Source organism: Phocaeicola faecalis (assembly GCF_021730445.1).
GTDB lineage: Bacteria > Bacteroidota > Bacteroidia > Bacteroidales > Bacteroidaceae > Phocaeicola > Phocaeicola faecalis.
Map to the genome: position 1 here is coordinate 24,243 of NZ_JADNRM010000009.1, position 23,928 is coordinate 48,170.

12 protein-coding genes and 1 pseudogene are annotated in these 23,928 nt (G+C 44.0%); 6 read left to right on the forward strand and 7 right to left on the reverse strand.

The window, feature by feature from the left end; genetic code table 11:
* Window positions 1-184 precede the first annotated feature (184 nt).
* From IR173_RS10400 to IR173_RS10420, 5 genes and pseudogenes are all read left to right on the forward strand, one after another.
* Entirely contained in the window at window positions 185-3,226 is a 3,042-nt protein-coding gene (locus IR173_RS10400) for a SusC/RagA family TonB-linked outer membrane protein (RefSeq protein ID WP_237039539.1), read from the forward strand.
* 12 nt (window positions 3,227-3,238) lie between these two features.
* Window positions 3,239-4,732: a RagB/SusD family nutrient uptake outer membrane protein gene (locus tag IR173_RS10405; RefSeq protein WP_237039540.1), complete on the forward strand. Its 1,494-nt coding sequence runs from the start codon at window positions 3,239-3,241 to the stop codon at window positions 4,730-4,732.
* Between the two features lie 214 nt (window positions 4,733-4,946).
* Window positions 4,947-6,320, forward strand: a pseudogene (locus tag IR173_RS10410) (alpha-L-fucosidase); the annotation flags it as partial.
* Entirely contained in the window at window positions 6,294-8,336 is a 2,043-nt protein-coding gene (locus IR173_RS10415) for a Sip1-related alpha-galactosidase (RefSeq protein WP_317207940.1), read from the forward strand. The pseudogene IR173_RS10410 and the gene IR173_RS10415, both read left to right, overlap by 27 nt.
* Window positions 8,337-8,354: 18 nt before the next feature.
* Complete coding sequence (locus IR173_RS10420; protein ID WP_237039541.1) at window positions 8,355-9,908, forward strand: sulfatase; 1,554 nt, start codon at window positions 8,355-8,357, stop codon at window positions 9,906-9,908.
* Between the two features lie 102 nt (window positions 9,909-10,010).
* Here the strand turns inward: IR173_RS10420 and rnc are convergent, their stop codons facing one another.
* The 3 genes from rnc to IR173_RS10435 are packed head-to-tail and all read right to left on the reverse strand — an operon-like array spanning window position 10,011 to window position 12,448.
* Complete coding sequence (gene rnc / locus IR173_RS10425; RefSeq protein ID WP_237039542.1) at window positions 10,011-10,925, reverse strand: ribonuclease III; 915 nt, start codon at window positions 10,923-10,925, stop codon at window positions 10,011-10,013.
* A 2-nt stretch (window positions 10,926-10,927) separates the two neighbouring features.
* Window positions 10,928-12,193: a beta-ketoacyl-ACP synthase II gene (gene fabF / locus IR173_RS10430; RefSeq protein ID WP_237039543.1), complete on the reverse strand. Its 1,266-nt coding sequence runs from the start codon at window positions 12,191-12,193 to the stop codon at window positions 10,928-10,930.
* Between the two features lie 18 nt (window positions 12,194-12,211).
* A complete protein-coding gene (locus IR173_RS10435; RefSeq protein WP_005944768.1) occupies window positions 12,212-12,448 on the reverse strand; it encodes an acyl carrier protein in 237 nt (78 codons plus the stop codon).
* 152 nt (window positions 12,449-12,600) lie between these two features.
* Between IR173_RS10435 and purN the strand changes: the two genes are divergently transcribed.
* Entirely contained in the window at window positions 12,601-13,161 is a 561-nt protein-coding gene (gene purN / locus IR173_RS10440; protein WP_237039544.1) for a phosphoribosylglycinamide formyltransferase, read from the forward strand.
* Window positions 13,162-13,362: 201 nt separating this feature from the next.
* Here the strand turns inward: purN and IR173_RS10445 are convergent, their stop codons facing one another.
* The 4 genes from IR173_RS10445 to IR173_RS10460 form a co-directional block, all read right to left on the reverse strand.
* The gene (locus tag IR173_RS10445; protein ID WP_237039545.1) at window positions 13,363-15,642 is read right to left on the reverse strand and encodes a glycosyl hydrolase family 95 catalytic domain-containing protein; all 2,280 of its coding nucleotides are present in this window, start codon (window positions 15,640-15,642) and stop codon (window positions 13,363-13,365) included.
* Between the two features lie 536 nt (window positions 15,643-16,178).
* Window positions 16,179-18,332: an alpha-N-acetylglucosaminidase gene (locus IR173_RS10450; RefSeq protein WP_394800660.1), complete on the reverse strand. Its 2,154-nt coding sequence runs from the start codon at window positions 18,330-18,332 to the stop codon at window positions 16,179-16,181.
* A gap of 33 nt (window positions 18,333-18,365) precedes the next feature.
* Window positions 18,366-21,518, reverse strand: a complete 3,153-nt coding sequence (locus IR173_RS10455) for a type 1 glutamine amidotransferase family protein (protein ID WP_237039547.1) — start codon at window positions 21,516-21,518, stop codon at window positions 18,366-18,368.
* A gap of 13 nt (window positions 21,519-21,531) precedes the next feature.
* Window positions 21,532-23,916: a hypothetical protein gene (locus IR173_RS10460; protein ID WP_237039548.1), complete on the reverse strand. Its 2,385-nt coding sequence runs from the start codon at window positions 23,914-23,916 to the stop codon at window positions 21,532-21,534.
* Window positions 23,917-23,928 lie beyond the last annotated feature (12 nt).

Genomic DNA, 23,928 nt, shown 5'->3' on the forward strand with positions numbered 1-23,928 from the left:
GGCCTTCAGATTATTGAAGGCAAAAGAACTATATTTTCTTTAAAAAGCAAAGAATATCGGAGCAAAAACACGAAATGAATTAAATGTGTATGCAAACTGAAAAGAACATGTATCTTCCTTAAATACGTTCAATCGTACATTTGCCAGTGCTAGTTAACCTAATGTGTAACTTAAATGATCTACAATGAAAAAAATCACACTTTCACTCATTCTATTGTTGGCAGCCATGGTCACCCATGCACAACAATTTACCATTACCGGTAGCGTTGTCGACAAAAAGTCCAACGAAGCTATTATCGGTGCCAGTATAATTGTCAAAGGAACTGCTCATGGAACCATCACCAATGTAGATGGTGCATTCTCTCTTGACAAAGTAAACAAAGGAGATGTATTAGTCATCTCGTATGTAGGATATCAGTCACAAGACATTCTTCTTAATGGAAATCAAAAGAATCTCGACATCAAGATGGTCGAAGACTCGAAAACCTTAGACGAAGTGGTGGTAGTGGGTTATGGCATCCAAAGGAAGCAGGATATTACCGGCTCTGTTGTCTCAGTAGGTGAAGGCAAATTTACGGAAGGCGTAAATACAAATGCTTTTCAGATGATCAATGGTAAAGCAGCCGGTGTAAACATCAGCCAGACAAGCTCTGCTCCAGGTGCCTCTACGAAAATCCAGATTCGCGGTGCAGGTTCCATTAACAGCAGCAACTCTGCATTGGTGGTAGTAGACGGACTTCCGGGGGTAGACCCTTCTTCCATTAACCCCAACGATATTAAGTCAATAGAAATATTAAAGGACGCCTCAGCCGCAGCCATTTATGGAACGCGTGCAGCCAATGGCGTCGTACTGATTACGACAAAGAGCGGCAACAAGGGAGAAATGACCGTGAAGTTCGGTGCAGAAGTAGGATTTCAGTCTGTAGCAAAAACAATAGATGTTCTCAATGGGAAACAATATATGGAAACGCTGAATGCCCTTCGTTTGGAATCAAATAATCCCGAAGGAGCTATCTATACAGCAGAACAAATTGCAGCTGTAGGTAAAGGTACGAACTGGCAGGATGAGATTTTCCGTGCTTCTGCACCGGTACAAAACTATCAATTATCCATATCCGGTGGAGGCGATAAGCATGACTATTATTTAGGACTCAGCTATTTTGACCAGCAAGGAGTTGTGAAACTCTCTAATTTAAAGAAATACAATGTAAGGGCCAATATGAATTTTACTCCGAAAACATTCTTGCGCTTTAAATTCAATATGAACTATACACGTACCGATGGAAAATCTACATATGAAAATATGACCGGAGCCAATGAAGCCGCAGGCCCAATTAATTCTGCTCTGCAATTTGACCCGACTCTAGCTCCGGGCATTGACCCGGAAACAGGACGTTATCGGAAAAACAGCTTTATCGCACTCGACAACCCACAAGCACTTTTATATGGTATCAGTCCTGAAAAACAAGGGAATAGTGTTTATGGAACATTCACCACAGAAATTGAGCCATTCAAAGATTTCGTGTTTACAGCCAGATTAGGTGCCACCATCGATTCTTATACCGAGTCCAGCTACAGAAGCAGAGAGACTATCAACGGATTGGCCAGTAAGGGCGAAGCCTCAAAGAAAAGTGGAGAAAATACCCAATGGCTGGCAGAATTCTTATTGAGTTATAAAAAGAATTTCAATGACGTTCATAAACTAACCTTTCTGGCCGGTGCTACATTCGAACAGTTCTTGTCACAATATGTAAGAGGAACAGCCAAAGGCTTCTTGTCGGATGTCACAGGTTTCAACAATATGCATAGCGGAGACAATCTGAATGGAGATGATGTTTATTCTTATAAAGACCGCAACCGCTTGAATGGTTTCTTAGGCAGAATCAACTACGATTTTATGAATAAATATCTACTTACAGCATCTTTCCGTTATGATGGAACTTCACGGTTCTCCAAAGACCATAAATATGCTTTCTTCCCATCCGTGGCTTTTGCATGGAGAATGTCGGAAGAACCATTTATCAAGAAGTTTGAAAATATCAGCGATTTAAAGTTGCGCATCGGATACGGACAGTTAGGAAACCAAGGTATCGCCAACTATCAAACCATCCAAACTCTTTCTGCCGGAGGCTCTGCTGTCTTTGGGAACTCACTCGCTCAAGGAGTAGTACAGGCAAGGCTTCCTAATCCCGGACTAAAATGGGAAACAACAGCAGAATCCAATATAGGTGTAGACTTTGGCTTCTTTAATAACCGTATCACAGGTAGTTTAGACTTCTATATCCGTGATACAAAAGACCAGTTATTTAACAAACCGTTGCCCTCTTCTATAGGATTCAGCAACGTGAAAGTGAATGCGGGAAAAGTTCGTAATTCCGGTATCGACTTTACACTAAACACAGTAAATATTAACTCAAAAGCATGGGGATGGGATACTTCTTTAAACCTTTCTTTCCTAAAGAACAGAGTTAAGGAACTTCCGGCATTTATTCCCGAATTGATAACAGGTTCTGTTTCCAGCTTCATCTCCGGTTATGAAATAACCAGAGTGGGTGACCCCATTTATTCATATTATGGTTATGAAGTGGAAGGAATCTTTCAAAAAGACGATAACATTGCCAGCTCTGCCCAGCCCAATGCCAAACCAGGTGAATTAAAGTTCAAGAATCAGGATAGCGACAATGCCATCACTTCAAATGACCGGGTAGTATTGGGTAAACCTTTCCCCGATGTGACCTTTGGCTTTACGAATAGCCTCCGTTACAAAAATTTCTCTTTAAGCATTTTTGTCCAAGGGGTGCTGGGTATACAAACACTAGATGCAAATGTCATTGAAACACTTTACCCGACCAATGAATATCGTAACCGAATAGCTAAATACTATACAGGCAGATGGACTGAGAATAATCCAACCAATAAATATCCCAGCGGAGTAAATCCCTCTAATTATGGCGGACAATATTCCATTAACTCATTAACGGTAGTAGATGCTTCTTTTGTACGCATTAAAAACATAAATCTGAGTTATGACATACCAATCAAGAAGAATAATATTATACAGGCTGCCACCATTTATGGAGCAATAGATAATCTTTTCACATTCACCGGCTATGACGGTTTCGACCCTGACGCAAGCGCATCAGGAAGCGATAAGGTTTCTAAAGTAAACTATAATAGTTATCCATTGGCACGTACTGTAAGATTTGGAGTAAATATCACATTCTAAAAACAAAGCACTATGAAAATAAATAAATACATATATATCATTGCCGCATCATTATTATTAAGCGGCACCATGAGCTGTACAGATTTTCTTGAAGAGAAAGTTTACACAGAATATGACCCCAATGCAATGTTGCAAGACCAGTCAGGTATTGATGCACTGCTTGCCGGTGCCTATGCACGTTCCAGAATTATCGAGTACTCCAGCCGTAATTATACCTACCTGATGAATGAGTTTCCAACCGATATTGCTTTCGAGACAGGAGGTGGACTGGAACGTGATGCGGCTCCGTTTATCAACTTTATTTGGGCGGTAGACAATTCCATCTTAAATTCTTTCTGGGGTAAAATGTATGAGGCAATTGCCAGTGCCAATTCTGTGCTTAACGTCACAGAAGGCCTACAAGGTGTCTCAGAAGAAAACCTAAAGAAAATACAAGGAGAAGCTCGTTTTATACGTGCCGTATCCTACTATTTCTTATATAATATCTTTGGAACAACTCCAATTATCGAAATTCCGAAAGATGCAAGTCCCGATGAAATTGAACAGATAGGCAAGTCAACCCCACGCGCCAGTCAGGAAGATTTCGTCAAATATTTAGTAGCTGACCTGACCTTTGCCGCTGAAAATCTGCCGATAGAAGAAAACCCAATCGGAAAAGCGACAAAAGGTGCAGCTCTTGCCGTTCTTACCAAACTTTATATGCATGAAAAGGATTGGGACAATGTCATCTCAACCTCACAACAAGTCATTGATTTGAATTATTATTCATTATATGACAATTACAAGAAGATGTTTTCCATAGAAGGAGAAAATAACAAGGAATATATCTATAGAGCTCCCTGTATCGCCCAATCAGGTTATCACAATAACTATATGCCGCATGCATTTCCTCCCAATTATCCGATTCAGTCCAATTGGGTCAACTTTGGTGCACAGTTCAGGACTTACACCGCATTTTATGAAACTTTCTTGCCCAACGACAATAGAACGGAAGTCCTGATTACAAATTACACCGATCAAAGTGGAGAGAAAGTCGAATTACTCAGAAACGAAGAAGGCGTTGCCTTGGACAATGTAAGAAGCTTTAAATATTGGCCGGACCCTGATGCTGTAGGTGAAGCAAACGGTAATGATATTGTTTATATTCGTTACGCAGATATCTTACTCTGTAAAGCAGAAGCTTTAAATGAGAAACAAGGGCCCAATCAAGAAAGTATCACGCTCATCAACATGATAAGAAAAAGAGCAAAGACCGATGAGATTTCGTTAAACGACTATAACAGTAAAGAAGCATTAAGAGACTTTATCTTAGCAGAAAGAGGCAGGGAATTTTTCTCTGAAGGCCTGAGAAGAGAAGACCTCATCAGACATGGCAAATTCATTTCTGATGCAGTAGCAAGAGGCAAGAACGCAAAGCCTTTCCATGTGCTTTATCCTATTCCGCAACGACAAAGAGAGGCTAATAGCAGTTTGGGACAAAATCCGGGATACGAAGGAGCCGAATAACATAGCAAAGCAAAGGGACTGACTCCAAAGGCAGGACAACCTGTCTTTGGAGGGTCTCTCTCCACACTGTTTATCCGCCATCCATCACTTTCATTATGAGAGCCATATTGGTTTGCGGTAAAGTAAAGAAGGATTCTCGGCTGAATATCATTTTTTTATTCTATCTTTGGATGCACTGTCCACCAACAACCATGTGCTAAATATAGTATAAGCAATGAACAAACTCTATCTATACATAATGCTCGTTATGAGCTCTGTCTTGTGTTATGCACAACCGGAAATTATTGTTCCCAAACCTCATCAGCTGAAATGGCACGAAGCGGAAATGGGAGCCGTTTTTCACTATGACCTTCATGTGTTTGATGGAATACGTTACGGACAAGGCAATAACCGTATCAATCCCATTGAAGATTATAATATATTTAATCCTACCCAACTGGATACTGACCAATGGATTCAGGCAGCCAAAGCAGCAGGATGTAAATTTGCCGTACTGACAGCCACGCACGAAACCGGGTTCGGTCTATGGCAAAGCGACGTAAATCCATATTGCCTGAAAGCCGTAAAATGGAGAGATGGAAAGGGAGACATCGTCCGAGATTTTGTCAACTCTTGCCGGAAATATGGTATTCAGCCGGGCATTTATGTAGGAATCAGATGGAACTCATTACTGGGTATACATAATTTTAAAGTAGCCGGTGATGGGGAGTTTGCAGCCAACAGACAAGCATGGTATAAACGATATTGCGAGAAAATGGTGGAAGAGCTATGCACACGCTACGGAGAATTATTCATGATTTGGTTTGATGGCGGAGCCGACGACCCTCATGGAGACGGACCGGACGTGGAACCCATCGTCAACAAGTATCAACCCAATTGCCTATTTTATCACAATGTAGACAGAGCGGATTTGCGCTGGGGCGGTTCTGAGTCGGGCACTGTCGGTTATCCTTGCTGGAGCACCTTTCCTTATCCCTACAGCCATAGCAATGCCACCGAGCCCAATCGCGACCACGGAAAACTGCTGAAGCATGGTGACCCTAACGGCAGATACTGGGTACCGTCAATGGCAGACAGTCCACTACGAGGCGCCAATGGCCGCCACGAATGGTTTTGGGAGCCGGACGATGAAAACAATATCTACTCTGTGGATGAATTGATGAATATGTATGAAAAGTCTGTGGGACGTAATGCCACCCTAATGATGGGACTGACACCGAATCCTGACGGATTAATTCCCGATGGAGACCGCCAGCGCCTTATGGAATGGGGACAGGAAATAAACCGTCGTTTCAGTACTCCACTTGCCCAGACAGCCGGACAAAAGAAAAGTCTGGTACTGAAATTAGATAAAAAGCAAACCGTCAACTATTGTATCCTTCAAGAAGATATAGCCAAGGGAGAAAGAATCCGTCAATATAAGGTGGAAGCAAAAGTGGATGGTAAATGGAAAACTGTATGTACAGGGCAGTCTGTCGGCCACAAACGCATAGAAAGATTTGAACCGGTAGAGACCGCAGTTCTTCGCCTGACAATTACAGAAGCAATAGCGCAACCCGAAATTATCAACTTTTGTGCTTACCATATAACTCCTCTTGAACAGACAGATTACACGTACGAAAAAGGAAAATCATTCAAGGATATGCCGGCTTTGTTCATGCAAGACAGTATTGACCTGACTCATATTTCAACCACTGTCTCTTATGCCAGAACTATTCCCGAACGTACCCAAACTGTTGCTTATCCCGTAAAGTTACCGGATTATGTCCGTGGCATCTTTTTCAGCCGCGATTCAAGACCGGGAGATTACGAATGGCCCAACAATACCAACCGGCTCCTTCCTTGGACTTTCAATCATTTAGCCGAGCTGACAGATTCCCAATACCCGGGAATTCCTTCCAATGCCGCCCCTTCCACTGTGGGGGATGCTTTATTGCTTGAGCTTAAAAATGGAGAGTTTGTATTTGCCAAAGCTGTTGCAGGAAAGAATAGCCTAAGCTGGCTGCAAGTCAATAAAAACGGTTCGATAACCCTTTATGTTTCAACTTTAGGAAAAGATGCCCTTGCCCCTACCGTTCCTCTTTTATTAACCGGACAGGCTAAATCTGTATATGAAACTGTACGCAAGGCTTATCAATCCCTGATTGCAGACAAAGAAGTTTCCAGTTTGAAGAGCCGGACAGAGAAAGATTATTTCGAAGCTTTCCGCTATCTGGGCTGGTGCACTTGGGAACATTATCATTACGATATAGATGAAAACAAAATAACAAACGATATCGAAGCGATTGAAGCCTCCAAGATTCCCATCAGATATGTTTTAATAGACGACGGACATCTTGCCAACAAAAACCGACAACTGACCGGTTTTATGCCTGATAAAAAGCGTTTCCCCTCAGGATGGGGAAATATCATCTCACATAAGAAGGACGATAAAATCAAATGGATGGGGCTATGGTACAGTTTATCAGGATATTGGATGGGATTATCACCCGAGAACGACTTCTCGACCGACATTCAGCACATATTATACAGACAGAACCAATGCCTGTTGCCGGGTAAAGACAGTGCCAACATCCGCACTTTCTACCATTATTATGTCAGCTCATTGAAAGAACATGGATTTGACTTTCTGAAAGTCGACAATCAAGCATTCACACTTCCTCTTTACATGGGAGGAATAGAAAGTATCAGACAGGCGGCTGACTGCAACCGGAGTCTGGAAGAGGAAATGCATAGACAGAAGATGGGGTTGATGAACTGTATGGCACAAAATGTTATCAATACAGACCATGTGCTTTACAGCAACAGCACCCGCGTCAGCATTGACTATAAGAAGTACAATGAGAATATGGCGAAATCACATCTGTTCCAATCCTATACCAATACTTTATTATTGGGACAAACAGTATGGCCCGACCATGATATGTTCCACTCCAGCGATACTGTTTGTGGTGCTTTGATGGCGCGTTCCAAGGCAATTTCGGGAGGACCGGTCTATTTGTCGGACTCCCCTAAAGATTTTATCAAAGAGCATATACTGCCATTAATTGATGAACAAGGAAAGCTGTTCCGTCCCAACGAGCCGGCTGTGCCTATGCCTGAATCCGTTCTTACCAACCCATTATGGAGTGGAAAAGCCTACCGTGTCATGGCACCGGTTGGCAATGGTGCATTAGCGGTTATCTGTTATAACCTTAATGTTTCTCCCGAATTCCAGCAAGTAGAGACAACCTTATGCAAAGATGACTATTATTTACGCGGAGAATTTGCAGGAATCCCGACAACTCAAGCTTCGCGCATATTACTTTATGATTGGGAGAAACAAGCAGCCGAAGAACTATCCGAAAAGACCTCTATCCAATTAACCGGGTTTACGGACAAGCTCTTCCATCTCTGCCCGATAGAAAAAGGCTGGGCAGTAATCGGCATTCAAGAAAAGTATTTGTCCCCCGCCACTGTTGAGATTGTCTCACTAACAGATAATCAACTGACACTAAACGTCTTATGTCCGGGTACACTGAAAGTATGGATAGAGAAAGCCGGAAAAGCGGAGTTGAGAAGTATATCCATCAATCAACCGAAACAAATTGTAATCTATAAATAACCCATAAAACAAACCTATATGAATAAAAGCTTACTATTATCCTTAGCCTTGGCTTCTGTAGCAGGAACCAATGCACAAGCACGGGAGAAAGTTACACAGCCCTCTGCAGAGCAGAGACCCAATATCATCTTATTTATGGTGGACGATATGGGATGGCAAGACACTTCATTACCTTTCTGGACACAGAAAACACATTATAATGAAGCCTACGAAACTCCCAATATGGAACGTTTGGCCCAAAAAGGAATGATGTTTACACAGGCCTATGCCTGCAACATCAGTTCAGCTACCCGATGCAGCCTTATCACAGGCGTCAACAACGCACGCCACAGGGTCACCAATTGGACACTTGAAAGAGACAAAACCACCGACCGCCAAAGTGAAACGGTTCAATTACCGGATTGGAATTATAATGGGGTCAGTCAGGTAGAAGGTACTCCAAACACCTTTGTCGGAACCTCTTTTGTCGATTTATTAAGACAAAGCGGCTACCACACTATCCACTGCGGTAAGGCTCATTTCGGGTCCATCGACACCCCGGGCGAAAACCCTAACCATTGGGGATTCGAAGTCAACATTGCCGGACACGCTGCCGGAGGACTCGCCACTTATCTGAGTGAAAAGAACTATGGTCATAAACGAGACGGCCAACCTTACTCACTTATGGCCATTCCCGGACTGGAGAACTACTGGGGAACAGGTGTATTTGCAACAGAAGCCTTGACTCGTGAAGCAATCAAAGCACTGGATAAAGCTAAAAAATATAATCAGCCTTTCTACCTGTATATGTCACATTATGCCATTCATATACCCGTAGACAAAGACATGCGCTTCTATCCCAAATACCTCAAGAAAGGATTGACCGAAAAGGAAGCCGCCTATGCCTCACTCATCGAAGGAATGGATAAAAGTCTGGGAGACTTGATGGATTGGCTGGACAAAAATGATGAGGCAGATAATACGATTATTATCTTTATGAGCGACAATGGCGGACTGGCTTCTGAACCTGCATGGCGTGACGGTGAACTCCATACTCAAAACTATCCGTTAAATAGTGGAAAAGGCTCTTTATACGAAGGCGGTATCCGGGAGCCCATGATTGTCAGATGGCCCGGTGTAGTCACTCCCGGTACCCGCTGTGACAAATATCTGATGATTGAAGACTTCTATCCTACCATCCTCGAAATGGCAGGAGTCCAAAATTATAAAACCGTACAACCGCTTGACGGAACCAGTTTCATACCGCTGCTGAAAGGAACCGGAGACCCATCCAAAGGACGTGCAATCGTATGGAATTTCCCGAATATATGGGGAAATGACGGCCCCGGCATCAATCTGGACTGCTCCATCCGAAAAGATGAATGGAAACTGGTCTATTATTATGAGACCGGCAAAAAAGAACTGTTTAATATCCCCGAAGATATCGGAGAAAAACATGATGTAGCCGCACAACACCCTGATATTGTAAAACGCTTATCCAACGAACTAGGTAGCTACTTACGTAAGGTAGGAGGGCAACGCCCCAGCTTTAAAGCCACAAACAAACCCTGTCCATGGCCGGACGAAGTGTAAAGACTTGACTCAAAACTCTATATGAAAGTCGGGATTATTTCATTTCAAAAGAAAAACAGGAAAGGAAATAATTCCGATTTTTGTGTATACGAAGACAGATAATTATTTCGCTTCCTTAAAAGCCATCTCCTCAGCTTCACTGATAATCTTTTCGTCGAGTTCAGAAATACCGATTTCTTCGGATACAGTACTGATTACAGTCTCCAGCACTTCTTCTTGAGGAACCATAACTTCCTCTTGGGGAGCTTCACGCACCGATTTAGCCGCCAAGACACTTTCCATAAAAGCACTGTTTTTTATCTTGCCCATGGCCTCATGAGCCGCCCTTTGTTGTGATTCCTTCTTTGAATAGCCGCTTCCTCTTCCGGCCGGAATACCCTCAATCAGCACTTCACTTTCAAATGTCGGGCTGAAACATTGGTCATGCGACTGGGTAATCAGTTCGAATACTATCTCAACACGGTTCTTTTGGCTCCACTCAATCAGTTTAGATTTGAAATTGACCTCTTTTCGTGAAATCTTTTCCAAATCAATATAAGGTCCGATAATACGGTGCTCCATAAAATACTTACAGGCACGGTAGCCCCTATCCAGATAAATGGCACCGACCAATGCTTCAAACGCATTGCCACACATATAACTGTTGTGAGAAGACTGACGTGCAGAATATTTAATCAGTTTATCCAGACCAATTTCAGTAGCCAACCGATTCAAAGTTTCACGTTGGACAATCTTAGAACGAGTATTGGTAAGAAAGCCTTCACGTTTTCCTTCAAACTTCTTATAAACAATATCCGCCACTACTGCGTCTAAAATAGCATCTCCTAAAAATTCCAGACGTTCATTATTAAGCAGACGTCCCTGTTCAGACTTCACAGACGAAGATTTGTGAAGTAAAGCCTGTTCATAAATGCTGATATTCTTAGGATAAAAGCCCAGCATCTTATAAAAACGAAAATAAGACTCCTTATCCTTACGAAAAAGAAGTCTTATCCTATCTGTTATATTGCCAAACACGATTATTCAGCGTATTTTTTCACGATTACACATGCATTGTGACCACCAAAACCGAAAGTATTGCTCAACGCAGCATTTACAGTACGTTTCTGAGCCTTATTGAACGTAAAGTTCAACTCATAATCGATGTTTTCATCGTTATCACCTTCTTCGTGGTTAATTGTCGGCGGAACAATGTCATTTTTTACAGCCAACACGCTTGCAATAGCTTCTACAGCTCCGGCAGCACCCAGCAGGTGACCTGTCATTGACTTGGTAGAGCTGATATTCAGCTTATAAGCATGTTCTCCAAATACATCTTTGATAGCTTTTGCTTCCGAAACGTCGCCTACAGGAGTAGAAGTTCCGTGAACATTGATATAATCAATATCTTCCGGTTTCATTTCTGCATCTTCCAAAGCATTCAGCATCACTAATTTTGCTCCCAATCCTTCAGGATGAGAAGCAGTGAGGTGATGAGCGTCAGCAGAAGCACCTACACCGGCCAGCTCTGCATAAATCTTAGCACCACGTGCTTTGGCATGTTCCAATTCTTCCAAAATCAAACATCCTGCACCTTCACCCATGATGAAACCATCACGACTTGCGCTAAATGGACGAGAAGCATGCAGAGGATCGTCATTGCGGGTAGAAAGAGCATGCATAGCATTGAAACCACCTACACCGGCCGGGAAGATGGCAGCTTCAGCACCACCGGCTACAATCACATTCGCTTTACCCAAACGGATATAGTTGAATGCGTCAGCGATAGCATTTGATGAAGATGCACATGCAGAAGTCGTTGTAAAGTTAGGTCCATGGAAACCATACATGATAGAAATCTGTCCGGATGCGATGTCAGCAATCATTTTCGGAATGAAGAACGGGCTGAATTTCGGTCCGATAGTATCTTTTGTCTGAGCATAGCCCAAGACTTCTTCCTCAAAAGTATGAATACCACCGATACCTACACCATATATTACTCCGATTTTGTTCAGATCTTCTTTTTCGAGGTCCATTTCCGAGTCTGCAATCGCCTCTTTAGCGGCAACAATGGCATATTGTGTATACAAGTCCATCTTGCGCACTTCTTTGCGGTCGATAAAATCGGCTCCGTTGAACCCTTTTACCTCACAAGCAAACTGTGTTTTGAATTTAGACGCATCGAAATGAGTAATAGGCCCTGCTCCGCTTACACCATTCACAAGATTCTCCCATGTTTCGGCAACAGTGTTACCAACCGGAGTAAGCGCACCAAGACCTGTTACTACAACTCTTTTTAATTCCATATTATAAAATAAGGATAATTACTTAGCGTTAGCTTCAATATAAGAAACAGCGTCACCAACAGTAGCAATCTTTTCAGCCTGATCATCAGGAATAGAGATACCGAATTCTTTTTCGAATTCCATAATCAATTCTACAGTATCCAATGAGTCTGCACCCAGATCATTAGTGAAGCTAGCTTCTGTAGTAACTTCTGATGCTTCTACACCCAATTTATCAACGATGATGTTTTTTACTCTTTCTGCAATTTCAGACATAACTTTCAAATTTTAGTTAATTAATCGAATAATTTTATTTTCTTTGCGGTTGCAAAGGAATAAATATTTCTTGGGCTGCGCAAATATTCAGGCAAATAAATGCGAATTTTTGCACATTTTTTTGTTTTATGTGCACCAAAACCAGTAAAGTCATGAAGAGAATCGCAATTTTAGCATCGGGAGAAGGAACGAATGCCGAGCATATTATCCGGTATTTTTCAGAAAGAGAAACGGCAAAAGTGGTGGTTGTCATTACCAACAAGCCACAAGCCGGTGTATTGAATCGAGCTGATAGACTGGGAATTCCTACCGAATTTATTCCGGCTCAGGGTTTTACAGAAGGTAGAGCCTTGGAAGTGCTGCACCGTTATCAAACAGATTTTATCGTCTTGGCAGGTTTCCTGCTAAAGGTACCCGATGATATTTTGCATGATTATCCGAATAAAATAGTAAATATTCATCCGGCTCTTCTTCCTAAATTCGGTGGAAAAGGAATGTATGGCAATCGTGTGCACGAAGCGGTCATCGCTGCAGCAGAAAAAGAGAGTGGAATCACCATTCATTTTATCAATGAGCATTACGACGAGGGAGATACAATCTTCCAAGCTACATGCCCGGTCATGCCCGATGACACTCCGGAAACTTTGGCTGCACGAGTACATGCATTGGAGTATGAGCACTTTCCACAAGTGATTGAAAGAATACTCATGTAATCCGTGCCTATGCCAATCAATGGGGATGTGTCAAAACATTGCTAATGTTATCATTTTGCTAGTAGGAGCGAGGTTCGCTCGCCCGAAAGCAGCTTACTTTGTGTATTATTCCCAAGGTCGTACCCGTTGGTTCGGGCAGGCAAACCCTGCCCCTACAGTTGACGATAGGGCGTTTTAGTTTTGACACACTCCCATGACAGGTTATTTTTTATCTTTCAACTTCTTTCCAAAGCAGTGAATGGAAGTGTTCTGAATAGGACGAATAATCAAATCAGGTGAAGTACCTTCAGGATAGACCAACATTTCCTCGCCTTTCTGTAAATCAACTTGATAAGTATGCTCACCCAACTGCTTTACTTCCAGATGGCGCTTGCCTTTAAAGAAAGGCCGTGCGATATCCGTTACAAGGATACAAGGTTCTCCGGCCAGACTCTTAACCTGTATAAATTCTGTTTTTCCGGCTTTCCGATTGGCAGACACCTTGAAAGCCCCTTCTGTCCGCAACCCCTCAAAAGCCACATCTTGCCATGCATCCGGAACAGCAGGGAAAACTCTGATTTTATCTCCCCAACTCTGCAACAACATATCGTGGATGGACTGCGCACCTGACAGCGGTGTCTCAATGACCGGCCCCGATTCTCTATACAATGTATTCACACTCAAGAAGCGGCCAAACAACTTGTTCAAATAAGCCAATGCATCATTTCCTTTTCCCAATGCAGACGAGATAGAAGAGGCTCCGGTCAATGAATAACCCTGGTGGGCTCCGGTCTTCGACTGCCAGAAATGAAGAGACCTCTCAATAAGATCCACATCCTCAGGATGTTCTTTGTTTAACGTATACAATGGATAGGCTGCCAGCAGATGCGAATAATGCCGGTGCGAAAACGCATAAGGCGTATTTCGTCCGATAAACAATCCATTTTCATCCTGCGGATAGGGAGTTAACTCTTCCAACACTGTTTTCCATTTAGGAAGCAGAGGGTCGTCAATATTCAGTCTCTCTGCCGATTGTATCAAAGTCAGACATCCCCAACGGAGTAAAGAAAGGTCAAAATTACAATCCTCAGCACTTCCATATTCAGGAGAATAAGTAGCAGGAAGATGCAGTTTTCCATCCTCTTCCTTCTGCAAGAAATGCAGGTAATAATTTACCGCCCCTTTCAGCAAAGGAAACAACTTATCGCGCAAAAGCGCATCATCCATCTTATGACGATAAATCAACCAAAGATTATGACAAGCCCAAGTGAGCAGACCCACTTCAGCCGTTTTACTCACTCCGGGAATGCCGACCGGCTCTGTAGCGCAATAGAAGTTACTGGTACGTCCCAGTCCCAAAGCGTCATGCCGATACGCCTCCGGAATGTTTTTCCGCAACTGTTCCACATTATTATAAAGAGCATTCTCCAAAGAAGCAGCCAAATCCAATCTGTCGGAAGCATTCAACGGCCAGTAAGTCAACTGCACGTTCAGATTCCACCAGGCATTCGGCCACGGAGTTTTGGTGAGCCACGGCCCGGTACAATCTATCAATGCCCTGTCAGCACGCGTTGCCGAAGCCAATTTATACATTTGTATCCAATAGAAATTCTCTTTCACGCCTTCGGGCAATGTCAGGAAACTGGCAGGGTAATAGGCGTTCCACCATTGACGGTGAGTCTTCTGCAATTTTTTATACCCACACTGCAACGCATCCTCCAGTTCGCTCCGGCTGATTTCACGGGCATTGGATTCCGGGTAAGAATGGGCCAGATTCACCCACAGCACACGCTCTCCTTTTTTCACCGTTTCCTTCCAGGTAACTGCAGTTTCACCTCCTGCCTGAAGTTTTTGGTAAGACATACCTTCCTTTTCCGTCCCGGTTACTTCGGGAGCCGGATTAAGCGGATAATCTTCGGGCACTTTAATCCAATTGCCCTCTCCTTTGGCAAACAGATATCTCGGACTCTCCGAAGGAGCCGGTACCCATTCCCAACGGAAATCCTTTTCCCCGCCTTCGGTAGTGGCCTTAGTGATAATAATCATCTTCTCACTATGCACAAAACTATGTAAATGGATTTTTCCTTTTGTGGTCACAATATCAGCAGTGGTCTCGGCATTCCATAAATCCACCCGCATCTTGCCATTCAGGATTTCACCTTGCGGATGCAAAGCAAAATGTCCGGTCAGTAAGCGTCCGATACTGAAGAGATCGTTCTTGCCCTTACGATGATCATGTACTGCACAGTTTCCTGTTTCCAACCGAATATAATTTTGTCCCGGTTCTTTATAAATCATCAGCCCCAACATACCGTTGCCCATATAAGCTGATTCATACCAATACTCAGGGAGTGTTTCCCACACCATGTCCTGTTTACTCATAAACTGTGGCCAATCCACATCCAGCTTGACCGACGAAGCGGCAGCACCTGTCATCGTATACAAAGACACTACACAAACGGCAAGTATATGCCGCAAATAACACTTAATGATAGAATACATTGCTCTAATAGTTTATAAATGACGTATTTTATTTTTCTCAATAGGTTTCTCTTTGCCAAAGTTACAGACTTTTTTTATAAAGTCCAAACAAAGGGAAGAGTAAGCCGTTTCTTAGGGTTAGCCAAGCCTTTTTAGACGGAAGATTATTACAGTCTCCGACAGCGGACCGTACAGTCCGTTACGGTGGACTGTACGGTCTACTACAACGGACTATACAGTCCATTGCCGAAGACTGTAGTAATTCGACTGACAGACAGGCATAATCGAAAGGACGAAAAGGCTTAGCCCGGCTAATGAAACGACTTAGGGTGTTCAAAACGCATGCAGAGGTTGAAAACCGGAGGAGAAAACATCCGGGGACAGGTGTTTGATATGCTAAATCACCCAATAATAACTGACCCTGGAAAAAGGGATAAAAAAAGGGGATGTATCAAAACTTCCCTTTTATCGAAATCACCCTCGCTACAACTACCTGTGGCGAGGGTGATTTTTAGTTTATGAGAGTTTCGACACACCCTCAAGGTAATAAGAGAATACTATTCCGTAATCTTGGCATACACCTCTTTGGCGACAGCTATCACATCGCCTTCGGCCTGCGAAGAATAAGGATTAGTTTGTTTGGTCCATGGTTCCTCGATGGCATAGAAATCTATTGCTTTCACCGGTGCACCATCCAGCTGTGCCTTTTGGCAGTCAATCCATACCTTCCAACGGTTATAATAGAAATCACGCAACAAGCCGTTCCATTCTTTGTGCGCATAGTCACGCAATCCGCCTTTGTCGGCTGCCACACGATTTCCCCACGTAGTGACCTGCACGCGTGCGTTCCACTCATACAAATCTTTTTCCTCAGGAGTCGTGCCCAAGTTACGCGCTTTCTCAATCCATGTGCCTACCTTAAACTCAGGGCGGGAAGCCAATAATTTATCCTGCAACAGAATCAGCTCGAGGAAACGTTGTGAAGCAGCCGCAAACAGTTCCTTTTCTCCTGCCTTATATGCATCTATCATAATAGGATATACCAAACGCCCTTTTTCCGCCACTGCCTGACGAACAATATCTATCAAATCATATTCAAAATTATTATTTCCCTTAAAGGCATCGGCTGCCGAAAGCATCATGCCTGCCGCACGGATTATATCTTCCGGTTTATAATAAGGATCCATCTCGCTCCAACTGGATACCTGATAAACATCATAATCCGGCCGGCCGCAGAAGACAGATTCATGTGTTCCTTGCTGGGTGTTCTTTGCCGGACAGTTATAAATGGTATTACTCAACAGCAACCATGCATCCTGAACAGCTTTGTCGGCCTTGCCATAACGCGCCACAGTATAGTTTTTCAGCCATTCGTCTTTGTCAAACAGAACAGGACGCCAAGGCAGTTCACACAACAGTTCGAACATCACCGGATTATTTTCCGAACCTTCCATAGTCATACCCACTCCTTTCATTGTCTTTCCGAAAGAAGACGTTTTTGCCTTATAGAACTCATCGATGACATGCTTCATCTTTCCATGCAGCCCTACATTGCCTCCATAGTTCAACAACATACAGTAGAGCCAGTCATGCTTGCCGAAACCTTCTTTACGATACCAAGTCGATTCAGGGTCACCCCATTGAGGACGGCTCTCGGCAAAAAGGTCGAGCACTATCAAATCTCCGGCAGGAAGATTCTCAATCATCTTTTGGCGAGGATTTGCCTGCCATGCCTGAGCCACCCAGACCGCTTTCGGATTCGCCTTTTTCATTGCCCCCCAGATAGCCTGGCCTGCAGCATTCAAATCGACACCTGCCACACTGCCTCCTTCATGGAAGGGGTCCATACTGTAAAAATCGGCCTTGCCATACAGACGACTCATCTCCTTATAATAAAGGTCGGCTATTTCATTGAAACGAGGATCTGTAGGCTGCAAGAAAGCAGGACGTCGATAACCGCACCATAAACCCGGATCGGAAACATTCAGCCCCAAACGCTCTTTGGCATTGTGAGGAACCATGCCCGAGTAGCCCGGCAATACCGGCTGGATGCCATATTCACGCATACGCTTCAAGATTTGTTTCTGTAAAGTTTCACGCTGTTTATACCAGCTGTCCGGGTTAGGACCGCCCCAACCTTCCAGGTTATTCATCAACCACCATCCCTGAAAAGCAGGACCGGCAATAAATTCATTGATTTCGTCTTTGGTATAGCCCAGTTTGGTTAATACATTATACCACACCACATCTGCACCTACCACTGCCAAAGGAAGGTTGATGCCATGCAATGCCATCCAGTCTATTTCCTTCTCCCAACGATTCCAATCCCAAAAGGCCATGGTATAGGAATAGGTACAATAATTGAAGTCATAACGATACTTCAAATCTGTTTCATGACGTTCTTTCTGAGGCACGGCAGGAAGTACGGCAGGAAGTTGTGCCGTCATACCGTTCCACGAAAGTTGGACACCCGCATAGTACTTCAAGTACCAGTTCAGTCCTGTGGCAATGCTCACATAATTATTGCCGCGAATCACTACTTTATCACCTTTTTGGTCTAATTCAAAGAAATCAGTGGGCGACTTCACCTGTTCAATGACAAACTTGCGTGAGGCCCCCTTATCAATACGTTCCAGCAAACCTTGTATGGGAGAAGCCGCTTTAACAACCACTGCCAGACAGAGCATGCAAATAAGACAAATCGTTCTCATGTTCATTTTATGATTTAAAAGTTAATATTCTGTTTATAAAGGCAACTTGCAAACGTGTATACCGGGAGAAGAGAAAGAGATTTCTTTTTCCACACCATTGTTTGCAAACATAAATTTAACGGTATCGGGACCGGTAGTCTGAACCCGTACCGTCCATCCGTCAGCTTCCTTCACAATAGAAAGCACATCGGTGGTATTGCTTGACGGAGCTACCGCCAGCTGAGCCGCACAATGAATCGTACCGAGTTGATAACGGGCTATGGACAGGCGGAACTTGCCATTTCCATAGACAAAAGTATAAGGATGCATTTCCTTATCACTCTGCCAGTCTGTATTCAATACATAAAGTGTACGGCGCCCGCCATCCTGCCATGCCGCAAACCCTACTGACGGAGCAGCATCTATCCAGCCATTCTCTGCCTCGGGCTTAACAGTCGACGCAGCAACATCCTGCATGACTTTTATATAGTCCGCCTTCAACGGTTCTTCTGCCGGATACAAAGGTGTCGGGAAATAAATCACCTTTCCTTTGCCATAGCCCAATACCGTTTGTTGTGTCAAGTTCCGGTAGTCTTCTCCCAACATCTCGCGAACAGGGGCATCATCTTGCGGGAAGACAGGTTGTTCATCCGGCTGCAAGCCGGCATTGATATGGGCAGCAGACAGAATCAGTGTTCCTCCATTGAAGACATAATCGCGTATACGTTCAAAATCTCCCTTATCATAGGTATTCCATCCCAAGAAAATCATCGCTTTATATCGGTTCATCACATCCTGCGGAGCCTCAACCGGCAACAAGTCAACCGGTCCGTAAGGCGTAGAAGTAAACCATCCTTCGGGACCGCATCCGTCAATGATATGATTGGGATAAAACACTTTCAGCAAATCAAAGCTTTCGCAAGCCTTGTTGAACTTCCACTTCTCGCCGTCTTGTGACCACAAGCTGCCGCGTCCAAAAGATTTCCATGCATCATTCCGCCCCTGAATCACAGCTATATTGCTATGAAACTCTCCACGACGGTTGTGAGTCTCAATAAAATCAAGCATGCGGTGCTGTGCCGCAATGTGTTCTTTACCCGATGGAGAATAGCGGTCGTTCATAAATTCGTCTGTCCACAGAGCCTCTTCCGTGTTCATGTGTGACGAACCGTGCATATAGGCCGCAGCCAATGAAAGATAGAGACGCAACGAATGTTTAGGGTCAGTGAAAGGGCCGCTTCCCCATTGCATTGCATGCAACGAACCATATACCGGACGGCTGTATGCCAAAGATGCACCACGCAGGGCAGAAAGTATCGTCTCTTCAGGGCCATACATCTGTTCGGCTCCCGCCCATTCATAACCTGCCTGATAAAAATAACGGAATAAGGAAGAAGGGCCTGTATGACGCACACTTTCTCCTTTAGAGTAACGCAAGTTGGATACCAGTTTCCGGGCTCCGTCTGCCATATCGGTCACACCCTCCGTATCATAATGGATAAATGTGCCATGGTCTGTGTAAATAGGGCGATGCTTCGCAAAGATACCACCCCAAGGACGATTGCGGGCAGCCATGTCCGAATGCAGTCCCTGATATTTGAAATGTTGCCAATAATAGTAACCACCATCATTCTCATGGGCTTGTTTTCCACGGAACATGGGTGAGGCAAGTTCTTCATTTGTCGGATTCAAGCGATTACCTGCCAAGGTTCTGCCTTCCACCTGCCATGCATAAGGTATCTTCAGACGATTCAGTAAACGGGTATAATATCCTATTGTTTCCGGATTGGTTATGCGGCATCCACTCCATTGGTAAGAAGGACGGAAGTGATACCAGTTACCTATGCGTTGTGATATATACCATTTAAAGAAATAACTGTATGGAGTATATTGCTTGTCGATATAGATTTCATCTCCCGAAGAAATATATATATTCTCGGGAGCCCGTTCCACAATCTGTTCTATCACAGCAGCCTCGCTACGGCTACCGTCACTAAACTCTATTTTCACACCGGCCAGACAAGAATCCGCCCTGAACTCTACAACGTGCAGTCCGGGTTCTTTAAACTGAACATCTTGTGCCACAGGCTGCAAAGCAACATCACCCCTCACCTGCAATTTCACGTCCGGACGGTTCGTCTCAATCAAAACACCGAAAGAGGCAGACTTGGATACATACTTAGGAACTGAAATAATCTCAAAGTCACGGGCCTTCTCTTCAATCAACTCCAATGTCCGCACCTCATAAGGAAAAGCAGCCCGGTGAGGCTCTTTCAACAAAGAGAGTTTAAAATGACCTGTTCCCTGCAAATCTTCGGGCAACAGAATATAAAAATCAGCTACATTGGAAGCACGGTCAAAGATATTACCCTCGAATACCTCCTTGCCGTTGAACTCCAACCTCCAACGCGGCCAACTGCGAGTAGCCAAATTACAACCTACCCAATAGTCCACCTGATCCGCTTTTTGTGCAAACTTTGTAAAAGGGACATGCCACACTGTTTTGCCATTCTGCTCCAAACGGGGTGCTTCCAACCAACATTCGCCACTGAAGTCACTTCCCCCCACACACAGTAAAGCACAAGCCACATGGTCGGGTAATGTAAAAGTACGGCTGACATCCTGATACTTTCCCGTACCGACAGGAACAGGCACAAACAACACACTGTCGGGAGCATCAAAAATATCCTGCGCCGCCCGTCCCGGTTTCTTATAATAAAGTTCCAGTTCCAATCCAAACCGTCCCTTAGCGTCCACAGTCAACTGCTGACGGCGGACCACCGGGATATGCACAGTCAGTTTTCCCGGTTTGAGCGCCTCTCCCATGACACGGAAGTAGGCATAACGCTCAAAAGCATCATTCTCTCCCTTGAAATAAAGAGAATACCGATCTTTACGAGTAACGACAGAGTCCAGATTATCATCAATAAAGAACTCACTTCGGCGGAACATCTCTTCACCACGTTCCTGAAAGGGAGCAGGCATCTTGATACCACCGGTTACACGCAGAAACTTGCGAGTGGGATACGTACGTTGGGGAAATGAAACAGCTTGTTCCAGACTATGTCCGGGTTGCAAGAGATAAGGATTTTCCGGCGTTTCCGAGGAATAGATAACCCGGCGTTCCTCCTTGTAAGGTGTTTCCCCAAAAAGCGGAAACACCTGTACAAAAGACAGAAGCAATAATAGCAAAGAGTGTTTTTTCATATCATAGAATCAATTATAGATAAATGTCCTTTCCAAAAGCCCAACCCAAATATGACTGTTTCAGGTCTTGAGTTTTACCGTTGAATGATACGGTATAGGCTTTTCTCAAATTACAGTGCAGATTGACTATCTGCTTTTCATTTGCTTTTACAGTCAGCCTGTTTCCCTGACGGGTTACCCGACAATTATAGCCTATCACCTCGCCATTGGGCTGTTCTACAACAAACGCATTGGTCAACATTGCCTCACCGATACATTTAAAGAGCTCGTGCACATCATTATCCTGTGTATTGACTGTCTGCCAGTCACTAATCATATTTACATATTGTTCACCAATCACAAACTCACGAGTGTCATATAATTCGGGATGCGGATTGCCAAAACTCAATGAATCTTCCGTCACATGAGTATCGGCACTGCAAGCCTGCTTCACTTTCAGATACGGATCGACCACAAAAGCCCAACGTAAATCGCCGGAACGGAAATCAATCAAATTAGAGAAAGCACCCATGGCATTAAATGTCTCTTTCAACCAACGCTCTTCACCGGTCAACAAATAAGCATAGTAGGTGGCATAAGCACGCCAGCCACTCCAACCGTGAGGCGAGTTGAACATATTAGGCAGCATCTGCACGTCATATTGAGCCTCCCAATAGCGCATGGTTCCCCCACGACGTCGAGCATCGGGAACACACAACTGAGTCAGGCAATCATGGCTGTTCAATATCTGCAACATGGCATCCGTATAATGTTTGCGTTCCTTTTCATCCTGCTGCATCAATGCAAGCATACCGATTTGAAGCGCCGAACAGGAAATCATCCCATCCTCAAAAGTCAACTCACCTTCAGTCTCAAAATCACCTTGTGAGGCCACCAACTGGTCGATGGCACGTTTGGCAGAAGCATAGTGACGGTCGGCAGCCTCTTTCCACATACTCTCCGTCTTGCCCAGTTCACGTTCGACCAAAGTAAGTTCCAACATACTTTTCGCTACATAAATAACGCTGGTATACACCGTATTATGGTTTACATAAGCTCCGTCTTTACGCTGCCAGGTATTCATCAGCCAGTCCGCCAAACGAGACGCCTTCTTCAAATCCTCTACATCGCCATAAGCTTCATATTTATCAACCAACAATCCTATTGTTCCCGATGTATTCTGAATACGTGAAGCATGATATAACGGCACCATCTTTGTCTGGTCGTGCAGCAGCCCGAACAAATAATCAAAACGACTGCGCAAAGCCTCATCCAATTGCTTTTTCGGGAAATACCTGGCTGCAATAAAAGAAGAATGGAAACCATACCAGCTCTCGATATGGGAAGTTGCTTTCTGATGATATTTCAATGCGCCTTTCCGGGCATGTTCCATTGTCCATTCCCAAGAAGCATGAGCCGACAGCACTCCCTGCGACTGCTTGTCGCCGTCCGTAACCTTCACTGTATAAAGTCCCACAGAAGGAAGTGTACAAGATATTTCCTTCACATTGCCCGACTTGCTTTTCACAGTAACTTTCTGGAGTTCTCCTTTACTGTCTGTCACCTCAACAGTCGGAGCAGAAGCCAGTACCTCAAATATTGCAGTTTCTTTAGGCTGATAAACCGTTTGAGGCATACGAATCATAGGCACAGCGGCCACCTTATGAATCGTTTCTTCAAATTCGCCCGGGGTATTGATATCAACAAAAGCAATCGTCCACGTTTTACGCTCTCCTTGTTTCAAAACCCACAAATCCTGCGGACAGTGCTGAGGCAAAGGCAGTGCATTCATCAAATCGAGATTCAGAGATTCGATACGGTGCCCCATAAACCAATGAGGAGCCGGATCCTGATATCCCAAATTATAATCCACACTCCACGATGCAACAGGCTGTGGTGAAACAACCCCCAGCGTATGTCCCGACGGAGTCTGAAGATAACCATAGAAATGAGTTTTCTCATTCATCATCAGCGTAGGAAAATACTTACCGAACCAATCCGGATACTTATCCATATAAGTATCAATACCCAATTTCAATCCTGCCTTTACGGGTTGGAAAGGAACATTCCCCTTATTTTCCAATGTAACCTCCATGGCAGGCTGCCCTTTCCATTCTTTATAAGTAAGGCGGCACTCCACACCGTCGATGGTTGCGCGATAAGAACGGTAACCATCCGGTATCCAATCCGCTTTTATATTCCCATTGCCCATGTTGGCATAAAAACTGGGGCCCGCATTACTCTTATCATGGAAAAAAGGCACTGTATCATTACGCTGACTACCTTTAAAAACAATCTGCTCCAATGTCCCTTTATCCGAGATGCGACATTCCCAACCGCTGCGTTTCCATATTGTAGTTTGTGCAAAAGCACTCATTCCCCATAGCAAGGTTCCTATAATCAAACAACTTTTCTTCATAATATAAATCCT

Coding starts and splice junctions, on each gene's coding strand:
- purN (WP_237039544.1), top strand. CDS start 12,601: ATGAAGAGAATCGCAATTTTAGCATCGGGAGAAGGAACGAATGCCGAG.
- IR173_RS10460 (WP_237039548.1), bottom strand. CDS start 23,916: ATGAAGAAAAGTTGTTTGATTATAGGAACCTTGCTATGGGGAATGAGT.
- fabF (WP_237039543.1), bottom strand. CDS start 12,193: ATGGAATTAAAAAGAGTTGTAGTAACAGGTCTTGGTGCGCTTACTCCG.
- IR173_RS10435 (WP_005944768.1), bottom strand. CDS start 12,448: ATGTCTGAAATTGCAGAAAGAGTAAAAAACATCATCGTTGATAAATTG.
- IR173_RS10455 (WP_237039547.1), bottom strand. CDS start 21,518: ATGAAAAAACACTCTTTGCTATTATTGCTTCTGTCTTTTGTACAGGTG.
- IR173_RS10420 (WP_237039541.1), top strand. CDS start 8,355: ATGAATAAAAGCTTACTATTATCCTTAGCCTTGGCTTCTGTAGCAGGA.
- IR173_RS10400 (WP_237039539.1), top strand. CDS start 185: ATGAAAAAAATCACACTTTCACTCATTCTATTGTTGGCAGCCATGGTC.
- IR173_RS10445 (WP_237039545.1), bottom strand. CDS start 15,642: ATGTATTCTATCATTAAGTGTTATTTGCGGCATATACTTGCCGTTTGT.
- IR173_RS10405 (WP_237039540.1), top strand. CDS start 3,239: ATGAAAATAAATAAATACATATATATCATTGCCGCATCATTATTATTA.
- IR173_RS10450 (WP_394800660.1), bottom strand. CDS start 18,332: ATGAGAACGATTTGTCTTATTTGCATGCTCTGTCTGGCAGTGGTTGTT.